Annotated in this window: 14 protein-coding genes and 1 pseudogene; 7 read left to right on the forward strand and 8 right to left on the reverse strand. The window is 69.9% G+C overall.

Annotated elements, in window-relative coordinates; all coding sequences use genetic code 11:
* Window positions 1-2: 2 nt before the first annotated feature.
* The gene (locus AB0A95_RS17110) at window positions 3-1829 is read right to left on the reverse strand and encodes an alpha-galactosidase (RefSeq protein WP_357556692.1); all 1827 of its coding nucleotides are present in this window, start codon (window positions 1827-1829) and stop codon (window positions 3-5) included.
* A gap of 81 nt (window positions 1830-1910) precedes the next feature.
* On the opposite strand from AB0A95_RS17110, the gene AB0A95_RS17115 reads away from it, so the two are divergent.
* Complete coding sequence (locus tag AB0A95_RS17115) at window positions 1911-2321, forward strand: hypothetical protein (protein ID WP_357556693.1); 411 nt, start codon at window positions 1911-1913, stop codon at window positions 2319-2321.
* A 98-nt stretch (window positions 2322-2419) separates the two neighbouring features.
* Window positions 2420-5941, forward strand: coding sequence for a WD40 repeat domain-containing protein (locus tag AB0A95_RS17120; protein ID WP_357556694.1), 3522 nt, complete (start codon window positions 2420-2422; stop codon window positions 5939-5941).
* Here the strand turns inward: AB0A95_RS17120 and AB0A95_RS17125 are convergent.
* The 6 genes and pseudogenes from AB0A95_RS17125 to AB0A95_RS17150 form a co-directional block, all read right to left on the reverse strand.
* A complete protein-coding gene (locus tag AB0A95_RS17125; protein ID WP_357556695.1) occupies window positions 5936-6235 on the reverse strand; it encodes an NIPSNAP family containing protein in 300 nt (99 codons plus the stop codon). The genes AB0A95_RS17120 and AB0A95_RS17125 overlap by 6 nt on opposite strands.
* A 165-nt stretch (window positions 6236-6400) precedes the next feature.
* Window positions 6401-6574, reverse strand: coding sequence for a hypothetical protein (locus tag AB0A95_RS17130; protein ID WP_357556696.1), 174 nt, complete (start codon window positions 6572-6574; stop codon window positions 6401-6403).
* Entirely contained in the window at window positions 6571-6792 is a 222-nt protein-coding gene (locus AB0A95_RS17135) for a flavin reductase (protein WP_357556697.1), read from the reverse strand. The genes AB0A95_RS17130 and AB0A95_RS17135 overlap by 4 nt, the downstream gene beginning before the upstream one ends.
* A gap of 332 nt (window positions 6793-7124) precedes the next feature.
* The gene (locus AB0A95_RS17140; protein ID WP_357556698.1) at window positions 7125-8336 is read right to left on the reverse strand and encodes a transcriptional regulator; all 1212 of its coding nucleotides are present in this window, start codon (window positions 8334-8336) and stop codon (window positions 7125-7127) included.
* A 403-nt stretch (window positions 8337-8739) separates the two neighbouring features.
* Window positions 8740-8947 (reverse strand): annotated as a pseudogene (locus tag AB0A95_RS17145) (TilS substrate-binding domain-containing protein); the annotation flags it as partial.
* Between the two features lie 9 nt (window positions 8948-8956).
* Window positions 8957-10336, reverse strand: a complete 1380-nt coding sequence (locus tag AB0A95_RS17150; protein ID WP_357556699.1) for a cation:dicarboxylase symporter family transporter — start codon at window positions 10334-10336, stop codon at window positions 8957-8959.
* Window positions 10337-10433: 97 nt separating this feature from the next.
* On the opposite strand from AB0A95_RS17150, the gene AB0A95_RS17155 reads away from it, so the two are divergent.
* The 3 genes from AB0A95_RS17155 (at window position 10434) to abc-f (ending at window position 14695) form a co-directional block, all read left to right on the forward strand.
* Complete coding sequence (locus AB0A95_RS17155) at window positions 10434-12017, forward strand: sensor histidine kinase (protein WP_357556700.1); 1584 nt, start codon at window positions 10434-10436, stop codon at window positions 12015-12017.
* On the forward strand, window positions 12017-12712 hold the full coding sequence (locus tag AB0A95_RS17160; RefSeq protein ID WP_357556701.1) for a response regulator: 696 nt from the start codon (window positions 12017-12019) through the stop codon (window positions 12710-12712). The genes AB0A95_RS17155 and AB0A95_RS17160 overlap by 1 nt, the downstream gene beginning before the upstream one ends.
* A gap of 345 nt (window positions 12713-13057) precedes the next feature.
* The gene (gene abc-f / locus AB0A95_RS17165; RefSeq protein WP_357556702.1) at window positions 13058-14695 is read left to right on the forward strand and encodes a ribosomal protection-like ABC-F family protein; all 1638 of its coding nucleotides are present in this window, start codon (window positions 13058-13060) and stop codon (window positions 14693-14695) included.
* Window positions 14696-14747: 52 nt separating this feature from the next.
* Here abc-f and dnaE read toward each other — a convergent pair whose 3' ends face one another.
* Window positions 14748-18278 carry a DNA polymerase III subunit alpha gene (gene dnaE, locus AB0A95_RS17170; protein ID WP_357556703.1) on the reverse strand — a complete coding sequence of 1177 codons (3531 nt, stop codon included), beginning with the start codon at window positions 18276-18278 and terminating at the stop codon, window positions 14748-14750.
* A 145-nt stretch (window positions 18279-18423) separates the two neighbouring features.
* Here dnaE and AB0A95_RS17175 point away from each other — a divergent pair, with 145 nt between their 5' ends.
* A complete protein-coding gene (locus tag AB0A95_RS17175; protein ID WP_357556704.1) occupies window positions 18424-19044 on the forward strand; it encodes an L-threonylcarbamoyladenylate synthase in 621 nt (206 codons plus the stop codon).
* A gap of 90 nt (window positions 19045-19134) precedes the next feature.
* Complete coding sequence (locus AB0A95_RS17180; RefSeq protein WP_357556705.1) at window positions 19135-19674, forward strand: RNA polymerase sigma factor; 540 nt, start codon at window positions 19135-19137, stop codon at window positions 19672-19674.
* Window positions 19675-19685: the final 11 nt, after the last annotated feature.

Raw genomic sequence — 19685 nt, forward strand, 5'->3', positions numbered from 1 at the left:
TGCTACACGCCGGTGCGTCGCCACTGCTGGTTTGTGGCGGTGCCGCAGGTCCACTGCACGGCCTGCGCACCGTCCGCGGTGGCGGCGTTCATCACGTCGAGGCACTTTCCGCTGTGCCGGGCGACGAACCTGACGTAGCCGGTGCCGAGGTCCTCGACCCGCCACTGCTGGTTGGTGCCGCCGTTGCAGGCCCACTGGATGACCCGGACGCCGTCGCCGGTGGCACTCGCACCGCCGTTCACGTCGAGGCACTTGCCGCTGCTGGCGCTTGTCACTGTGGAGTAGCCGCCGCCCGCGTCCTGGATCCGCCACCGCTGGTTGGCCTGCCCGTTCGCGGCCCACTGCACGATGTTGGCACCGTCCGCCGTGGACGCGTTGGAGACGTCGAGAAGCTTGCCGCTGTGCCGGGCAGCCACCGTGTAGGTGGTCGGCGGGGGGACTGTGGTCTGCGGCGCCAGCCGGTACAGGCCGCTCCCGTGGGCGGGGAGGGAGCGGGTGAGCGTGCCGGTGACGGTGCCGAGGCCGGTCCCGGACCACAGGTCGGTGACGGTGGCCGAGCCGATGCCCAGGTCGGCCAGGTTCACCGAGACGTTGGCGGTGGTGCTCTCCCGGTTGAACAGCGCCACGTACCGATCGTCGCTGCCCGGGACGTCGGCGGTCCACACCTGCCGGGTGCCGCCGACGAGCTGGCGGTTGTTGGCGCTGTTCTGGTCGACGGCGAGCACCGCCGCGTTGGTCATCAACGCCAGCTCGGCGGCGCGGTTCTCGACCAGGTTGCCACCCCACATCAGCGGCGCCCGGTTGATCGCCCACAGGGTCATCAGCGTGCGCTGCTCGTCAGCGGTGAGCGCCGAGTAGCGAGGTGAGCCGACCGGGCCGTACTTCGACAGCCGCCCGATCGGGATCATGTCCGGATCAGGCCAGGCACCCGTCGTTCGGTACGGAGTCCAGTTGCGCAACTGGTCGAAGAGCGCGTCGAGCGACGACCAGTTGTCCCACAGGTCGTTGACGATGCGCCACATGTGCGCGTTGTCCCGCACGTGCGCGCCGCTGGCCAGCGGTGTCGCGCCCGGCGACAGGCTCAGCACCATCGGCCGGCCGCTGTGCTGGATCGCGGTCCGGTAACCCTCGACCTCGGCCTGCCGGTACGTCGGGGCGGCGATGTCGTCCACCTTGACGTAGTCGACGCCCCAGCCGGCCAGGAGCTGGAAGACCGAGTCCAGGTACGCCTGCGCGCAGGCGTTGGACATGTTCAGCCCCCACATCAGGTTGAGCCAGGCCGCGGTGGTGCTGTTGTTGATCTGGTTGGCTCGGCAGTTGGTGCCGAGGATCGGCACGTTGTCGGCGACCGCCTGCCGGGGGATGCCGCGCATCAGATGGACGCCGAACTTCAGCCCCTGGGCGTGCACGTAGTCGGCGAGAGGCTTGAACCCGTTGTCGCCCGCCGCCGAGGGGAACCGCGTGGTGTCCGGCAGCAGGCGCCCGTTGGCGTCCATCCGCAGCCGGGGATTCAGGTTGGCGTCCTGGTTGGGGCTGTTGTTGTGCTGGCCGGGGTAGTACCAGGCCCAGTCGATGACGACGTACTGCCAGCCGTGCTGGCGCAGGTTGTCACGCATGTAGTCGGCGTTGGCCCGGACGTCGGACTCGGTGACGCGCCAGTTGAACGAGTCGTAGCTGTTCCACCCCATCGGCGGGGTGTCCGCCGTGCCGTTGTCCCACGCCATGGCCGGCCTCGGGGAGATGACGGTGAGGCCGGCGGCGAGCAGCACGACCAGAGCCGTGAGCCCGGCCATCCGACGTGCGGTGGAACGCGCGAGGACGAGCGTCATCGGACCTCCCGACAGGCAGTGGTGGTTATCGATGTTAACGCACACACCACCTGTCAAGTGCTCCTGGGGTAGACAGAACCCGTGACGTACTTCGCGGACCTGACGCCGTACACGTACCTGGAGCGGCATGAGGACGACGAGCAAGGGGCATCCGACGAACCGCTGCTCAACGTCGGCTGGCTGGACGCCTCGCATCCGTTCCCGACCGGCGCTCCCCCGGACGAGTTGATGCCAGCCCTGACGGAGCTGGCCACGACGCGGGTCCGCCAGACACGCGGGTACCACTACTGCGAGATCTGCATCCGGGACATGGGCGAGGACGCCAGAGAAGCCATTCGACAGGGCGTGATCGCTCGCGAGAGCGCCGAATTCGAGGTACGGGGCAACGGCGTCGTGTACGCCGTACCTCAGCTCCTGCCGCACTACGTTGCCGCCCACGAATACCTGCCACCAGCCGAGTTCTGTGCGGCGGCCCTGAGGGCCACGAGCTGACGAGGGCCGACGCCTCAGGGCGAGGTGCCGGATGCGGACTTTGAGGCGAGCGTAGACCCGCTACCGTGATGCATCGGGGATCATCGCTGGGAGGGCTGGTGCGGCCGAGTAGACGTCCACCTATCGCCCTACAACTGTCGCTACTGATCATCGCCGTCCTGCTGGAGATTGCGGCGAACTTCGTTGCGAACGCCGAGAGCTCGCCGCTGACCGCCCGGATCGGGCAGGTCGCCGGTCCCGCACTGATCATCCTGCTGGTAGTGCTGATCGTCGGTAACGGTCTGGTGTTGTGGTGGCAGGCACCACGTAGCCCGCGCCCCGTGTGGCGGTCAGGACGCAGTCCTTATCCAGGGCTCTCCGCGTTCACCGAGCAGGACGCGTCGGTGTTCTTCGGCAGGGAGGAACAGGTCACTGATCTGGTACGACGCCTGCACGAGCTTGGTTTGGACGGGGCCCATCGATTCGTGTGTGTCACCGGCGCCTCGGGCAGCGGAAAGTCCTCGCTGGTCCACGCCGGCGTCGTTCCCCGGCTGAAAGAGGGGCGGTGGCACGTCTTGCCCGCGGTCACTCCGGCAGGCGAGCCGCTCGGGGTCCTCGCGGACCTCGCGGCAACGCTTGGCGCAGACGACCGCGCCTCGGCGCTGCGGGAACTGCGCTCGCACCCGGACAGCCTTGCCCGCCACCTGGCGAGCTGGCGAGCCCGATCCGGACAGCGGCAGAGACGCGTACTGCTGATTCTCGACCAGCTTGAGGAACTGTCAACTCTATCCAGCACCGCCGAACAGGCGACCTTCCTGGAGCAGGTCGCAAGGGCGCTCGACGCCGACCGCCGTCTGTGGGTTGTCGCAACGCTCCGCGTCGAGTTCCTTGGTGACCTGCTCGCTGGGCCGCGCCCGGACCTCTTCGCCAGGCCGGTGGCGCTGGGGGTCATGGGTCCGGCGGACCTCGTCGCGGTCGTGGAACAGCCCGCCCGGCTCGCCGGGATGCGCTTCGAAGACGGGCTGGTCGACCAGATCGTTGCCGAGACGGCTACACCGGACGCGTTGCCACTGCTGGCATACCTGCTTCAGGAGCTACACCGTGCGGCTGGGCCGGGCCAGATGGCCAGCCGCCAGGCTTACCAGGCGCTCGGCGGCGTCGCCGGAGCACTGGGCCGCCAGGCCGATAACGTCATGGCAGATTTGCGACGCGAAAGCAGCACCGAGGATGTCCTGGTCACTCTGCTCCGGCTGGTGGCAATGGATGGCACCGAGCCGACCCGGCGAAGAGTGCCGCTGCGGGACCTGTCCGACGATCAGCGCAGGGTGATCGCCGTCTTCGTCGATGCCCGTCTGCTCACCACCGACGTGCTCGACGATGAGCCCTATGCGCAGGTCGCGCACGAGGCCTTGTTCCGCCAGTGGGCGCCGCTGCGCCAACATGTCGAGGCGCGGGCGGAGCAACTGCGCCGACGTACCGAGTTGGAGCGGTGGGCGGCGGACTGGGTCCACGCGGGCCGCAGCGCCGACTACCTACTCACCGGGGAACGGCTTCAGTTGGCCGGGCAGTGGCTGGAAGCAATGGAATCGACCGGCCTGGGCAGCGCGGCCGCGCGTAGTCTGGTGAACGCCTCCCGAAGCCGGGACACCGCCTTCCTCCATCGGGTGTCGGAGACGATCGGTCAGTTCGCGCTCGGCAATGTGGACCGATACCCCGAACTCGCGGTGCTACTGACGTCCGCCGCCCTGCAAGAGTGTCCGCCGACACCGATCGCCCGCCGGGCCTTGATGGCGGCGTTGGCCTTCAGCCACACCGAGGCAGTGCTCAGCGGGCACACCGACGCCGTGCGCGGCGTCGCCTGGGCGACGGATGGCGCGCATTTGGCAACCGCCTCCCGAGACGGCACCGCGCGGATCTGGCACGCCGACACCGGCACGGTCGTCCGAGTGCTACGCGGGCATACCGGCATGGTGGACGCTGTCGACTGGTCTCCCGACGCCACCCATGTCGCTACCGCCTCCAGGGACGGCACGGTCCGGGTGTGGGATGCCGCAACGGCGGCGACTGTCGCAGTGCTGACCTGCGCGGACGTGGCACGCGGTGTCGCCTGGTCACCCGACGGGTCCCGCCTCGCCGCCTCAAGCCAGGACCGGACGGTCCAGGTGTGGGACACCACCATCTGGCAACTCGTCGCCCGCTTGGTCGGCCACGAAGGAGACGTATGGGGTCTGCGATTCGCTCCCGACTCTCGCCGACTGGCCTCCGCCTCCCACGACCGGTCGGTGCTCGTCTGGGATCTTGCGACGGCACAACCGGTGCAAAGGCTGACGGGCCACGATGATTTCGTCGAAGCCGTCGCCTGGTCCCCTGATGGCCGTCAGATCGTCACCGGGTCCGGCGATCAGACAGTACGAATCTGGGACGCGACGACAGGCGAAGCCCGTCACGTCATTGGCGGTCAAGGTTCATCCGTCTGGTCGGTCGCCTGGTCCCCTGACGGTCGCAGCGTCGTGTTCGGCAGTGGCGATGGCGGCATCCGCGCCTGGGACGTCCGACGGTGGCGGGAGGTAGCCGAACTTCGCGGACACGCTCAGGTCGTCTGGGCCGTCAGACTGTCCCCGGACGGCCGGAGGCTGCTCAGCGGGTCCGGTGACGGCACCGCCCGCCTCTGGACGATCCAGCCGCGCGGCGGCGAACAACGACTACTGGCTGGACACGACGGACCGGTCGCCGCACTGGCGCTGGACCGGACAGCAAAGATCGTGACCGGTGGCGCTGACGGCACCGTACGGATCTGGCATTCGGACGGCACAGCCAACGTGACGGTTCTGTCTGAGCCGGTTGTGACGGTTGCCTGCTCACCCACGAGCGACGTGATCGCCGTGGCCCTACGCGACGGCTCGGTCCACCTGATCGGCGTCGACGCCGAGGTGCGCTTCGGTGCTGAGGTTGAGTCGCTGGCCTGGTCGCCGGACGGGTCCCGGTTGGCCGCAGGCTGCAAGGACAATTCTGTGCGGGTTTGGGACATCCGTGCTGACGGATCCGCGGGCGTGCTTCGTGGACACTCCGACTGGGTCGGTGCGCTCGCCTGGTCGCCGAGCGGCCGCTACATCGCCTCCGGTTCCGACGACCGAACCGTTCGGGTCTGGGACATCGAACATCCTGGCGACAGCACGGTCCACTCCGGGCACCAGAACTACGTGGACGGGATCAGCTGGGCACCCGACGAGAGTCGGCTCGCCACCTGCTCTGCCGACTGGACCGTCCGCGTCTGGGACCTCGCCGGTGCTGAGCAGCCACGGACACTGACCGGCCACGACAAGCGCGTCCGGGCGGTCGCCTGGGCACCGGACGGCCGACGCGTGGCTTCCTGCTCCGACGACAGCACCTTGCGAGTCTGGAACGACGAGAACGACGTTCAGGGCGAGGTGATCGGCGCGCACCGAGACGGCGCGACCGGCGTTGCCTGGCTGCCAGACGGACAGCAGATCGTCACCGCCTCGGTGGACGGCACGGCTCGCGTGTGGGCGGACCACGTCGACGTGGACGAGTTGACCGCAGTAGCGCGCGCACGGGTGTTCCGCTCGCTCACCGACGACGAACGGCAGGCCCACCTGCTGCCCCGCAACGCCGGCTCATAGTGTCTGCTCAACCTCGCGAGTCTCCTCACCCACCAAGTATTCGTTCGGGTCCAGACCAAGCGTCTTGCGCCGTTCTGAGGCCCAGTAAGCGGCGTTGGCCTCCTCGAACGATCCGGGCCCCTCGTGCGAGATCACCCAAATATGCTGACTCCGCGCGGGGTCCTTCCAGGACCCATGGATTTCGAAGCCAAGATCACGGCGCAGCGGAACGACCAAGCGCTGCCACCTGTCCACCCACTCATCCAGCAGGCCGACCCGGACCGTGTAGATGCGGATCTGCACAGTCCTCGCCACGCCTGCCGCCTTTCCGCGCCGCGTCCGAACCGTTCTGCCATCGACCCTAGCCGAACCACAGCCGAATCGACTCGCGATGTCATCAATGACCAGACGGCCCGCACGACCTCAGCCCCTGCCGGTTCGACGGGGTGATGCCCTGATGCCGCCGCGACACCGTTGACGTCACACGAGGCGCTGGATGCGGACCTTCGGATGCTCGTTGCGCAGGTGAGCCTGCTTGTGCTGGCGAATCTGTTCATCCCAGACCTCCTGGTCGTAGTCGGGGCTGGGCGGGATCCACCTGTGCGACCCGTCGCTGTAGTGGAACTTCTCGTCTCCGGCCCGGACGATGCTCACCGCACCCAGCCAACGAACCGGTGGTGCAGGTGACTGGCGGGGACGTAGGCGAGGTGTTGCGTAGCGACGACGAGTTGTGCGGCCAGATAGACGCTCAGCGACAAGCGACATCCGTCGTACTCGGCCAGCAACTCCCGCCGCCCCGGCTCGCAGGGCCAGTCGGCGCCACAGCACCCGCAGTTCCAGAGCGGCGGGGCCGGCTGATGGGTGCTCGTCACGGCGTGCCCTGGGCTGGCCAGTGGTCCCGGTTTATCGGGAGGCGATGACGGCTTCGGCACGGCAGGTCGGTCCCGCAACGGCAGATGCGTCGCCAGTGCCGCCAGGACCAGACGGGCCGGTGCCTGCCGGCCAGGGGCAGGGCGGCCGCCGCGAGGTATTCGTCGTACGAGACGCGTCGCACGCGTCCTCCCCGTCATCACGAGGGCGGCCAGCCACCCCTGAGGTTGCGGGGGACGCGGCGGCCAGGCGAGTCCGCACCGCCCGCCGCATCCCGTGAGGACGACGTTACGGACGGTTGCGGCACCCCATGGGTAGGGTTCGTACCCCTAGATCAAGAGATGAGGCCGACCTTCATTGCGAGATCTCGGGCGTCCTTACGGGTGGATGGCGGCCCGCTGAGCAGGTCCAGAGTTATCTGTCGGGCGTAACCGTTGAAGCGGACCGTCTCCGGGGCCGATTCGTACGCCTGACGAAGGTTCGCCATGGCGGTTTCCCTGTCGTCCCTGCCGGAGTGGGCGCGAGCGACCTCGATGAGGTGTCGCGCGCGGCGCGGACGCGACGGGATGGCCGCCGCCTCGTGGCGACGAGCCTGCCGCACCGCTTCGCCGGACTTCTGCAACTCGACGGCCACGGTGACGGCGTGGGCACCCATGATGACGCGGGAGAACGACGTCTGCGGTTGGTAGAACCCCTGCGGCAGGCGCTGCGCGACCCTATCGGCGTGATCCCAGTGCCGCCAGGCGCGACCTTCCTCACCGGCTCGGGCGGCGGTGTACGCGGCTTCGAAGTGGAGCGCGCCGACGAGGGCCAGGAGGTTGCTGTTCGCGTCAGCCGCGCCCGACTCCAGCACGGAGAGCACGTCGAGTGTCACCGCCATGGCGGTGTCCCAGTCTCCGGTGTCCCGGTGCACCTGGCACAGGAACCACCCTGCGCAGGCCAATGCCTCGGCATCCCCGGACTCCTGAGCCGCCACCATCGCACGGTCGGCGACCCGCCACAGGACCTCGGCGGCCGGTTGGTAGGCGAGGAACATCTGCGCGAGCCCGAGTGCCTCGGCCAGGAGCGCCTGGGCACGTCGACGCTCGTCGCCCTCGTACGTCAGCGCCGCGCGTTGGACGTCCCGGAGCAGGTCCGGTAGGAGTACGCCCAGCACCGTGCGATGGTCCGGCGCCTGATGGCGTGCTCGCCAGGCCGCAGCGAGGCGGTCTCCAAGCCGACTCAGCGGCTCAGGCGCTTCATCTCCGGGAAACGTGTAGCGGTTGACGGCCTCCCGGACCGAGGCGAGCGCCGGATGTTCCGGCCCGTTCACGATGGCGGAGCGGTCACTCAGCTCCCCGACCAGGACCGACAGCTCGACCTTGAGGGCACGCGCGATCCGGTCCAGCATGTGCACGCGCGGCGGCAGGAGGCGGTCGGTCTCCACCGCCTTGACCCACTCGGCGCTGCGACCGACCAGGCCGCCGAGCACGGCACGTGTCTTGCCCGAACGTTCGCGGTAGACCTTCAGCCGCTGACCGAACGTCAACTCCGGCAGGGAATCCATCCCGAACCTCCTCGTGGCGCGGGACGCCGTACCGGCCCATCCGCCGCCACGGCCAACGCTACCGACCGACCCGCCGCCCGGAAACCCACACACGCCTCGGCCGCGACAACTGCCGGCGCCTCCCGATGGTGACCCCCGCCGGGTCGGCGCCACCCACACAGCTACCGGACCACCTTCCGGGACCGGGCGCACAGCGGCTGAGGCCCTCGGCACCGGCTCGTACCGCTGGATGCCCCGGGCAGGCGGCCGACCGATGCACCACCCGCGCCGCCTTTGCTCTGCACCCGCCCGCGCACCGCGCACGGTCCGTGACTGGCGCATCGGCGGGTGCAGAGCAAAGGGCCCGCAGGGCGATGGGGTGGGTCCTCGGCGGGATGCGTTCGGGGCGTCGACCGGCGGCGGATCAGCCGGGGCTCAGCAGCGACAGTCGGCCGCCGCGGCGGAGCACCAGAAGACCCCGGGCAGATCGGTCGGGCCCTGGCCGTGCCAGTCGGTGAGCAGGGCGTCCAGGGCGTCGACGTGCCGGTGCGACAGCGCTCCCGGCGAGGCTCCAGCTCCCGCGCCCAGGAGCGCAGCACCCGGCCACGCACCGCGGGGGCCAGACCGGCCAGCGTGGACGGTCAGGCAACCACGCCGGCCGGCGTGGTTGCCTCGTCGGGGCGTGCCGCCGACTGGTCGTCGTGCTCGTCCAGCATCGTGGCCTCGTCGAACGGGTCGTCGCCGCGCAGCACGCCGACCGCCCGGTCCCGGTCGAACTCACCGGTCCAGGTGCCCACCAGCACTGTCGCCACGGCGTTGCCGGCGAAGTTGGTCAGCGCGCGGGCCTCCGACATGAACCGGTCGATGCCCACGATCAGGCCGACCCCGTCGACCAGGTCGGGCCGGTGCGACTGGAGGCCGCCGGCCAGCGTCGCGATGCCGGCGCCGGTGACGCCCGCCGCACCCTTCGACGCGATGATCATGAACAGCAGCAGCGAGATCTGCTCGCCGATGGACAGCGGGTTGCCCAGGGCGTCGGCGATGAACAGCGACGCCATGGTCAGGTAGATCGCCGTGCCGTCCAGGTTGAACGAGTATCCGGTCGGCACCGTGATGCCGACGACCGGCTTGCTCACCCCGAAGTGTTCCATCTTCGCGATCAGCCGCGGCAGCGCCGACTCCGACGACGAGGTCGACAGGATCAGCAGGAACTCCCGGCCGAGGTAGCGCAGCAGCGAGAAGATCGAGATCCGGGCCACGAACCAGAGCAGCGCACCGAGGAACACCAGCACGAAGATCAGGCAGGTCGCGTAGAAGCCCAGCATGATCTGGGCGAGACTCTTGAGCGCGTCCACGCCTGTCGCGCCGACCACGGCGGCCATGGCACCGAACGCACCGACCGGCGCCAGCCACATGATCATGGCGAGGACCTTGAACACCACCCGCTGGATCACGGCGATCGCGCCGAGCACCGGCTCGCCGCGCCGGCCCATGGCCTGCACGGCGAAGCCGACGAGCAGGGCCACCAGCAGCGTCTGGAGCACCTCGCCCTCGGTGAGCGCGGAGAGCATCGTGGTCGGGATGATCCCGAGCAGGAACTCCGTCGTACTCGCGGCCTCGTCGCCGGCGGCGGCCTTGCCCGCGCCCGCGAGGTCCGCGCCCAGGTTCAGGCCGGAGCCGGGGTGGATGAGGTTGCCGACAACCAGGCCGATGGCGAGGGCGACCGTCGACATGGTGAGGAAGTAGCCGAGGGCGAGGCCGCCGACCTTGCCGACCTTCGCGGCCTGCCGGACGGACCCGACGCCGAGCACGATGGTGCAGAAGATGACCGGGCTGATCATCATCTTGATCAGGTTGACGAAGCCGGTGCCGATCGGCTTGAGTTCCTTGCCGAAATCGGGGGCCACCAGGCCCACCACGATGCCGGCGAGCACGGCCACGATGACGGCGAGGTACAGGTAACGGGTACGGTCCCGGCGGACCGCCGGTGCCGGTGAGGTGATGGGTGCAGTGGTGTCCATGGCGACAATGTGAACCGTGTCTCACCCGTTGACAGCCTTGCGGTCATTCTGTTCACCGCGAGCCCGACAGCGGCGGCGTGACGAGGAGGTGGTGGAGGTGGCCCGACGTCAGTGGAGCATCGCGGGGCAACTCTTCGCCCTCCAGGCGGTGGTGGTGACGCTGCTCGTGCTGGCCGGCGCGGCCGGCGCCGCCTGGCTGGCCCGCAGCGACTCCCGCCAGGCCGCGCAGGAGGAGGTGCTCGCTGTGGCACAGACCGTGGCCGGCTCCCCCGACGTCCGCGCGGCCCTCACGACCGCCGACCCGGCCAGGATCCTCCAGCCGTACGCCGAATCGACCCGGCAGGCGACGGGCACCGACTTCGTGGTGGTGATGGCCCCCGACCGCACCCGTTTCTCACACCCGACCCGGGAGCGGATCGGCGAGCCGTTCGTCGGTGACATCGGGCCCGCCCTGGCGGGCCGCGCGTTCACCACCACGAACGTCGGCACGCTCGGCGAGTCGGTGCGCGCGGTGGTCCCGGTGTACGACGAGCGGCGGCGCATCATCGGCCTGGTCTCGGTGGGCATCACCACCAGGGCGATCAACCGCAAGCTGCTCGGCCAGTTGCCGGTGCTGTTCGGTGTCGCCGCGCCGGCCCTGGCGCTCGCGGCGACCGGGTCCTGGCTGCTCAGCCGCCGGTTGCGCCGCCAGACGCATGGTCTCGGTCCGGCGCAGATGACCCGGATGTACGAGTACTACGACGCGGTCCTGCACTCGGTGCGCGAGGGTCTCGTGGTGCTGACCACCGACCGGCGGGTGGCGTTGATCAACGACGAGGGTCGCCGGCTGGTGGGGCTCGACGTGGACGCACCGGTGATCGACAGGCCGGTGGCCGGGATCGACCTGCCGCCCGCGGTTGCCGAGTTGCTCGGCTCCGGGCGCGACGCCCGCGACGAACCCGTCCTCGCCGGTGACCGGGTGCTCGTCGCCAACCAGCTGACCACCCGTTTCGAGGGCGTGGTGCTCGGCACCGTGTTGACCCTGCGCGACCAGACCGAGCTGCGCACCCTGGCCAGTGAGCTGGACTCGGTGCGGGCGCTGACCGAGGCGTTGCAGGCGCAGACCCACGAGTCGGCCAACCGGCTGCACACAGTGCTGACGCTCGTGGAGTTGGGCCGCGCCGACGAGGCCGTCCGGCTCGGCACCCGGGACCTGGCCCTCGCCCAGCAGTTGACCGACCGGGTGGTCGGCGCGGTCACCGAACCGGCCCTGGCGGCGCTGCTGCTCGGCAAGTCGGCGCAGGCCAGTGAGCGCGGGGTCGACCTGGTCGTCGAACCGGACTGCCGCCTCGACGACAGCCCACTGCCGACCGCCGACCTGCTCACCGTGGTCGGTAACCTTGTCGACAACGCCCTGGAGGCGGTGGCCGGCACGTCTGCGCCCCGCCGGGTGCGGGTGTTCGTCGGCACTGTCGAGGACGAGTTGGTGATCCGGGTCGCCGACAGTGGCCCTGGGCTGGCCCCGGAACGGGTGGCCGACGCGTTCCGGCGCGGCTGGTCCACAAAGAGCACCGGCCGGGGCCTCGGCCTGGCACTCGTCGGGCAGGTGGTCCGCCGGCACGGCGGCAGCTACGAGGTGGGCCGCTCGGACGACGGCGGCAGCCTGTTCACCGTCCGACTGCCGAACGGAGGTGAGCGCTGATGACCGGCATCCGCGTGCTTGTCGTCGAGGACGAGCCGCTGCTCGCCGAGGCGCACTGCGCGTACACCGAACGGGTTCCCGGTTTTGTGGTGGTCGGGGTGGCGCACACCGCGCGGGCGGCGATGGCGGCGCTGCGCGCGGGTGGCGGCGGCGACGTGGACCTCGTACTCCTGGATTTTCGGCTGCCCGATTTGCACGGCCTGGACGTCTGCCGGGCGCTGCGGGCCGCCGGCAGCGACGTCGACGTGCTGGCGGTGACGAGCGCCCGGGACCTGGCGGTGGTGCGCACCGCGGTGTCCCTCGGGGTGACCCACTACCTGCTCAAACCGTTCACGTTCGCGGCGTTCCGCGACAAGCTGGAACGCTACGCCGACTACCGCGCGCAGGCCCTCGCCGACGGCGAGGTGGCCGCCCAACACGAGGTGGACCAGATGTTCGCCACCCTGCGCGGCACCGCCGGACACAGCCTGCCCAAGGGCCTCGACGCGCAGACCCTCGATCGGGTACGCGTGGCGCTTGCCGACCGGACCGGCCCGCAGGTGGGACTGTCCGCGACCGAGGTGAGCGCGGCGACCGGCATCTCCCGGGTGACCGCCCGCCGCTACCTGGAGTACCTGGTCACCGTCGACCGTGCCACTCGAAGCCCCCGCTACGGCACCCCCGGCCGCCCCGAGGTCGAATACCGCCCCCGCTGAGCCCCCTCGTCATGATCCGCGCAACTTCCCTGTTGTTGCTGCCTCCGGCGCGCGTGAGACAGCAACAACCCTGATGTTGCGCGGATCTTGACGGCAACCCGTCGCAGCGACGGGATTGCGGTGGCGGGGTGGGGATCCGTTGTTAGACTCGGCGAGTTGGGTTGGCGGCACGATCAGGGAGACCAGACATGGCGGGTGACGACGACATCTCCGGGTGAGACCGGACATGTTCGGCCATCGGTTCGGCGCGCGTTCGCGCAGCCGCCGTGGCCATGCCGTCGTTGCACCGGTCCCGTGTCGTCGGGCGGCTGAGGCACGCCCACCCCACCCTCTGAGGTCACTCCCATGTCTGACGCTTTCATCGTCTGCTCGAACCTGTCCTTCTCCTGGCCGGACGACACCCCGGTCTTCTCGGAGCTGTCCTTCACCGTCCCGGGCGGTCGCACCGGCCTGGTCGCGCCCAACGGCGCCGGTAAGAGCACCCTGCTGCGGCTGATCGCCGGGGAGCTGCGGCCCAGCGGCGGCAGCGTCACCGTCGACGGGCTGCTCGGCTACCTCCCGCAGACCCTGCCGCTGGTCGGCGACCTGACCGTGGCGCAGGTGCTGGGCGTCGCGGAGCGGATCGCGGCGCTGCACGCCATCGAGGCCGGCGACGCCGGCGAGGAGCACTTCGCCACGATCGGCGACGACTGGGACATCGAGGAGCGCACCCGCTCCGAGCTGGACCGTCTCGGCCTGGGCGAGTTGGCCCTCGACCGGCGGTTGCACACCCTCAGCGGCGGCCAGGTGGTGTCCCTCGGCCTGGCGGCGCAACTGCTGCGCCGGCCGGATGTGCTGCTGCTCGACGAGCCGACGAACAACCTGGACCTGGCGGCCCGGCACAAGCTGTACGACGTGCTGACCGACTGGTCCGGGTGCCTGCTGCTGGTCAGCCACGACCGGGAACTGCTGGACCGGATGGACCGCATCGCCGAGTTGGAGCAGGGCGAGATCCGCTGGTACGGGGGCAACTTCACCGCGTACACCGAGGCGGTGCGGGCGGCGCGGGAGGTGGCCGAGAGCAACCTGCGCAACGCCGAGCAGGAGGTCAAGCGGGAGAAGCGGGAGATGCAGCAGGCCCGGGAGCGGGCCGACCGGCGGGCCAGCAACGCCTCGAAGAACCTGAAGAACGCCGGCCTGCCGAAGATCTTCGCCGGCACCATGAAGCGCAACGCGCAGGAGTCCGCCGGAAAGTCTCACGAGACGCACTCCAACCGGCTCAGCGAGGCCAAGGCTCGGCTCGACGAGGCCGGCCGGGCGGTCCGCGACGAGGACCGGATCGTCGTGGACCTGCCGGACACCACAGTCCCCGGTGGACGCACCGTCTTCTCCGGCCAGGGCATGCGGGCCCGCTTCGACGACCGGGAGCTGTTCGGCGGCGACGGCGCCGACCTGGTGATCCGGGGACCGGAGCGGATCGCCCTCACCGGCGGCAACGGCGTCGGCAAGTCGACACTGCTGCGCCTGGTCAACGGCGACCTGCCACCGTCCGGCGGCGAGCTGAAGCGCGGCGACGGGCGGATCGCGTACCTGTCGCAGCGGCTGGACCTGCTGGACCTCGACCGCACGGTGGCGGAGAACTTCGCCGCGTACGCGCCGAGCCTGCCCGACGCCAAGCGGATGAACCTGCTCGCCCGGTTCCTGTTCCGGGGCAACCGGGTGAACCTGCCCGTCGGGGTGCTCTCCGGCGGCGAGCGGCTGCGCGCCACCCTGGCGTGTGTGCTCTGTGCCGAACCGGCCCCGCAACTGCTGCTGCTCGACGAGCCGACGAACAACCTGGACCTGGTCAGCGTCGCCCAGTTGGAGAGCGCGCTGTCCGCGTACCAGGGTGCGTTTGTGGTGGTCAGCCACGACGAACGGTTCCTGGCCGAGATCGGCGTGCGGCGCTGGTTGCGGCTGGCCGACGGGCAGCTACGGGAGATCGGGGCACCCGGCCGGGCCTGAGCCCGGCCGTCCGCGGCCCGGCCGGACGCGCGCCGGCCGGGTCGCGGCCCGGTCAGCTCACGTTGGCCGGGCCGAGGACGCTCTTCAGGTCACCCATCAGCGCGGTCGTCGCCGCCACCCGGAACGGGCCCAGCCGCAGGGTGGTGGTGCGCCCGCCGTTTTGCAGCTTGACGTGCACCTCGGTGTCGCCGGGGTGCAGGACCAGGGTCTCCTTGAGGCGCTCCACGAGCGGTGGGGTGCAGCGGTGCACCGGGATGGTGAGGGTGACCGGCTTGTTGGTGGCGCTGGTGCTGACGTCCGGCATGGACATGTCCATCGCCATGATCCGGGGAGTGTCGTCGCGGCGGTCCACCCGGCCCTTGACCACCACGATGGCGTCCTCGGCGATGTACTGGCCGACCACCTCGTAGGTGTTGGGGAAGAACAGCGCCTCCACCCCACCGGCCAGGTCCTCCAGGGTGGCCGAGGCCCAGGCGCGGCCCTGCTTGGTGACCCGGCGCTGCACACCGGACAGGATGCCGGCGAGGGTGACCACCGCCCCGTCGGGCACCGCGCCGTCCTCGGCCAGGGACGCGATAGTGGTGTCGGCCGCCGCGCCGAGGATGTGCTCCAGGCCGAACAGCGGGTGGTCGGAGACGTACAGGCCGAGCATCTCGCGCTCGAACGCCAGCTTGTCGCGCTTGTCCCACTCGCTGTCGCCGATCGTCGGCATCACCGTCGTGCTGCCGGTGTCGGCGTCACCGAAGCCGGCACCGAAGAGGTCGTACTGGCCGACGGCCTCCTTGCGCTTCACGTCGGCGTACGCGTCGATGGCGTCGGCGTGCACCGCGAGCAGGCCCTTGCGCGGGTGCTCCAGGGAGTCGAACGCGCCGGCCTTGATCAGTGATTCGATCGTCTTCTTGTTGCAGACCACCGCGTCCACCTTGGACAGGAAGTCGTAGAAGTCGGTGTAGTCGCCCTTCTCCTGGCGGCAGCGCATGATCGAGGCGACCACGTTCGCGCCCACGTTGCGCACCGCGGCCAGGCCGAAGCGGATGTCCTTGCCGACCGGGGTGAACGGCCCGGCCGACGTGTTCACGTCCGGTGGCAGCACCTGGATGCGCATGCGGCGACACTCGGACAGGTACAGCGCCATCTTGTCCTTGTCGTCACCGACGGACGTGAGCAGCCCGGCCATGTACTCCGCCGGGTAGTGCGCCTTCAGGTACGCGGTCCAGTAGGAGACCAGGCCGTACGCGGCGGAGTGCGCCTTGTTGAAGGCGTACCCGGCGAACGGCACCAGGACGTCCCACACCGCCTGGATGGCCTCGTCGGAGTAGCCGCGCTCGCGGCAGCCGTCCCGGAACGGGATGAACTCCTTGTCGAGGATCTCCTTCTTCTTCTTACCCATCGCCCGGCGCAGCAGGTCCGCCTGACCGAGGGTGTAGCCGGCGAGGATCTGCGCGGCGCGCTGCACCTGCTCCTGGTAGACGATCAGGCCGTGGGTGGGCGCCAGGATCTCCCGTAGCGGCTCCTCCAGCTCCGGGTGGATCGGGGTGATCTCCTGGAGGCCGTTCTTGCGCAGCGCGTAGTTGGTGTGCGAGTCGACGCCCATCGGGCCGGGCCGGTAGAGCGCCAGGACGGCGGAGATGTCCTCGAAGTTGTCCGGCTTCATCAACCGCAGCAGGGACCGCATCGGCCCGCCGTCGAGCTGGAACACGCCAAGCGTGTCACCGCGGGCCAGCAGCTCGTACGCGGGCTTGTCGTCCAGCGGCAGGGCCAGCAGGTCGAGCTTGAGGCCGTGGTTGAGCTCGATGTTCTTGACCGCGTCGTCGATGATCGTCAGGTTGCGCAGGCCGAGGAAGTCCATCTTCAGCAGCCCGAGCGACTCGCAGGTCGGGTAGTCGAACTGCGTGATGATCGCCCCGTCGGCGTCGCGACGCATCAACGGGATGTGCTCGATGATCGGCTCGGCGGACATGATGACGCCGGCGGCGTGCACACCGGTCTGCCGGATCAGCCCCTCGATGCCCTTGGCGGTGTCGATCACCTTGCGGACGTCCGGGTCGGAGTCGTACAGGCCGCGGATCTCGCCGGCCTCGGCGTAGCGCGGGTGCTTCGGGTCGAAGATGCCGGTGAGCGGGATGTCCTTGCCCATCACGGCCGGCGGCATCGCCTTGGTGATCCGGTCGCCGACAGCGTACGGGAAGCCCAGCACCCGGGCCGAGTCCTTGATCGCGGCCTTCGCCTTGATCGTGCCGAACGTGGCGATCTGGGCGACCTTGTCCTCACCCCACTTGTCGGTGACATACTTGATCACCTCACCGCGCCGACGCTCGTCGAAGTCGATGTCGACATCCGGCATCGAGACCCGCTCGGGGTTGAGGAACCGCTCGAAGATCAGCCCGTGCTGGATCGGGTCCAGGTCGGTGATGCCCAGCGCGTACGCGACGAGCGAGCCGGCGGCCGAACCACGACCCGGACCCACCGAGATGCCCTGACTCTTGGCCCACTGGATGAAGTCGGCGACCACGAGGAAGTACGACGGGAAACCCATCTGGTTGATGACGCCCAGCTCGTACTCGGCCTGGACGACGTGCCCCTCCGGGATGCCGTTCGGATAGCGGCGGCCCAGGCCGGCGAACGTCTCCTTGCGGAACCAGGACTCCTCGGTCTCGCCGTCGGGCACCGGGAAGCGCGGCATCAGGTTGTGGAACTCGAACATCCCGGTCGGGTCGACCTTCTCGGCCACCAGCAGCGTGTTGCGGCACCCCTGCTGCCACAGCTCGGAGGAGTCGACAGCGCGCATCTGGTCGGCGCTCTTGATGAAGTAGCCACCGCCCTCAAGGCGGAACCGGTTGGGGTCGTCGATGTTGCTTGCCGTCTGCACGCAGAGCAGCACGTCGTGCGCGGTGGCCTGCTCCTCGACCGTGTAGTGCGAGTCGTTGGTGACCACCGGCGGGATGTTCAGCTTGCGGGAGATCTCGGTGAGACCCTCGCGGACCCGGCTCTCGATGGAGAGGCCGTGGTCCATGATCTCGACGAAGTAGTTGTCCTTGCCGAAGATGTCCTGGTAGGTGGCGGCGACCTTGAGGGCCTCGTCGAACTGGCCGAGCCGCAGGCGGGTCTGCACCGCGCCGGACGGGCAGCCGGTGGTGGCCATGATGCCCTCGGCGTGCTCGGCGATCAGCTCCATGTCCATCCGGGGCCACTTGATGTAGTGCCCCTCCATGGACGCCCGCGAGTTGAGGGTGAACAGGTTCTTCAGGCCCTGCGCGTTCTTCGCCCACATGGTCTTGTGGGTGATCGCGCCGTTACCGGAGACGTCGTCGCTCTTCTGCTCCGGCCGCCCCCACTTGACGCGCGCCTTGTGGTAGCGCGACTCCGGCGCCACGTACGCCTCGACGCCCAGGATCGGGGTGATCCCGGCGGCCATCGCCTGCTTGTAGAAGTCGTTCGCGCCGTGCATGTTGCCGTGGTCGGTGATCGCCACCGCCGACATGCCGAGCCGGTTGGCCTCGGTGAACAGGTCCTTGAGTCGGGCCGCTCCGTCGAGCATCGAGTATTCGGTGTGCACGTGCAGATGCGCGAACGAATCGGCCATGCCTGGCGCCCCCCGGCGGTGTGGATCTTGGTGGTCGGAGTCGACCGGGACCTACCCTACCGAGGTGATCTCGACGGCTCCACCGTCCGCGCCGAGGGTGGCCCGCGTCTCCTCGCCGCCCGTGGGTGAGCCTAGGCTCACCAGCATGGCGAGGTACTACGACGTGCACCCGGAGAACCCGCAGCCCCGGATCATCGGCCAGGTCGCCGACCTGATCCGCGGCGGTGGGCTGGTCGCCTACCCGACGGACTCCTGCTACGCGCTCGGCGTCCAGCTGGGCAACGCGGACGGGCTGGACCGGATCCGCCAGATCCGCCACCTCGACGATCGGCACCACTTCACGCTCGTCTGCCGGGACTTCGCACAGCTCGGCCAGTTCGTCCAGATCAGCAACTCGGTCTTCCGCCTGGTGAAGGCGTCCACCCCGGGCAGCTACACCTTCATCCTGCCGGCCACCAGGGAGGTGCCCCGCCGGATGCAGCACCCGAAGAAGCGCACCGTCGGCGTGCGGGTGCCCCGGCACACCGTCACCCAGGCGCTGCTGGCCGAGCTGGCCGAGCCGCTGGTGTCGAGCACCCTGGTCCTGCCCGGCGACGACGAGCCGATGACCCAGGGGTGGGAGATCAAGGAGCGGCTCGACCACCAGCTCGACGCGGTGCTCGACGCGGGCGACTGCGGCAGGGAATCGACGACGGTGATCGACCTGTCCGGGCCCGAGCCGGAGATCCTGCGCCGGGGCGCCGGGGACGTGTCCCGCTTCGAGTAGGGCGGGTCGGGTGGCGGACCGGAGCGGTGTCAAACGGCGTCGACGGTCGTACGCTCGGGGATCGGCACCGGCGAGCATTGGACACCCGGCATGCCCGACGCGGACGACGTCGACGCCCTGGCCCGGTCCGCCGCACACGGCGACCCGGCGGCACTGGACGCCCTGCTGGTCGCGGTGCGCCCGGAGGTGCTGCGGCTGTGCGCCCGGTTCCTGCCCAACCGGGAGGACGCCGAGGAGGCCTGCCAGGACACACTGCTGGCGCTGGCCGGCGGCATCACCCGGTTCGAGGGACGCTCCTCGTTCCGCACCTGGCTGCACCGGCTGACCGCCAACCGGGCCCGCTCGACCTACCGCACACTGCGCCGCCGCTGGCGGCTGGAGGCCGGCGGCGTACCCGTGCCCGAGCCGGCCGACCCGCGACGGACCAGCGTGGTCGCGGGCACCCGCCTCGACCTGCTCGACGCCTTCGACGCGGTCCGCCCCGACCTGGCCGAGGTGGTGGCCCTGCGCGACGTCCTCGGGCTGAGCTACCCCGAGATCGCGGCGCTGCTCGACGTGCCGGTGGGCACCGTGAAGTCCCGGTTGCACCTGGCCCGCCGGCAGGTCCGGCAACGACTCGGCGCCGAATGAGCCGGGCGTCG

The sequence above is a fragment of the Micromonospora sp. NPDC049230 genome (genome assembly GCF_040647875.1).
GTDB lineage: Bacteria > Actinomycetota > Actinomycetes > Mycobacteriales > Micromonosporaceae > Micromonospora.

Coding starts and splice junctions, on each gene's coding strand:
- AB0A95_RS17110 (WP_357556692.1), bottom strand. CDS start 1,829: ATGACGCTCGTCCTCGCGCGTTCCACCGCACGTCGGATGGCCGGGCTC.
- AB0A95_RS17160 (WP_357556701.1), top strand. CDS start 12,017: ATGACCGGCATCCGCGTGCTTGTCGTCGAGGACGAGCCGCTGCTCGCC.
- AB0A95_RS17150 (WP_357556699.1), bottom strand. CDS start 10,336: ATGGACACCACTGCACCCATCACCTCACCGGCACCGGCGGTCCGCCGG.
- abc-f (WP_357556702.1), top strand. CDS start 13,058: ATGTCTGACGCTTTCATCGTCTGCTCGAACCTGTCCTTCTCCTGGCCG.
- AB0A95_RS17175 (WP_357556704.1), top strand. CDS start 18,424: ATGGCGAGGTACTACGACGTGCACCCGGAGAACCCGCAGCCCCGGATC.
- AB0A95_RS17140 (WP_357556698.1), bottom strand. CDS start 8,336: ATGGATTCCCTGCCGGAGTTGACGTTCGGTCAGCGGCTGAAGGTCTAC.
- dnaE (WP_357556703.1), bottom strand. CDS start 18,278: ATGGCCGATTCGTTCGCGCATCTGCACGTGCACACCGAATACTCGATG.
- AB0A95_RS17180 (WP_357556705.1), top strand. CDS start 19,135: ATGCCCGACGCGGACGACGTCGACGCCCTGGCCCGGTCCGCCGCACAC.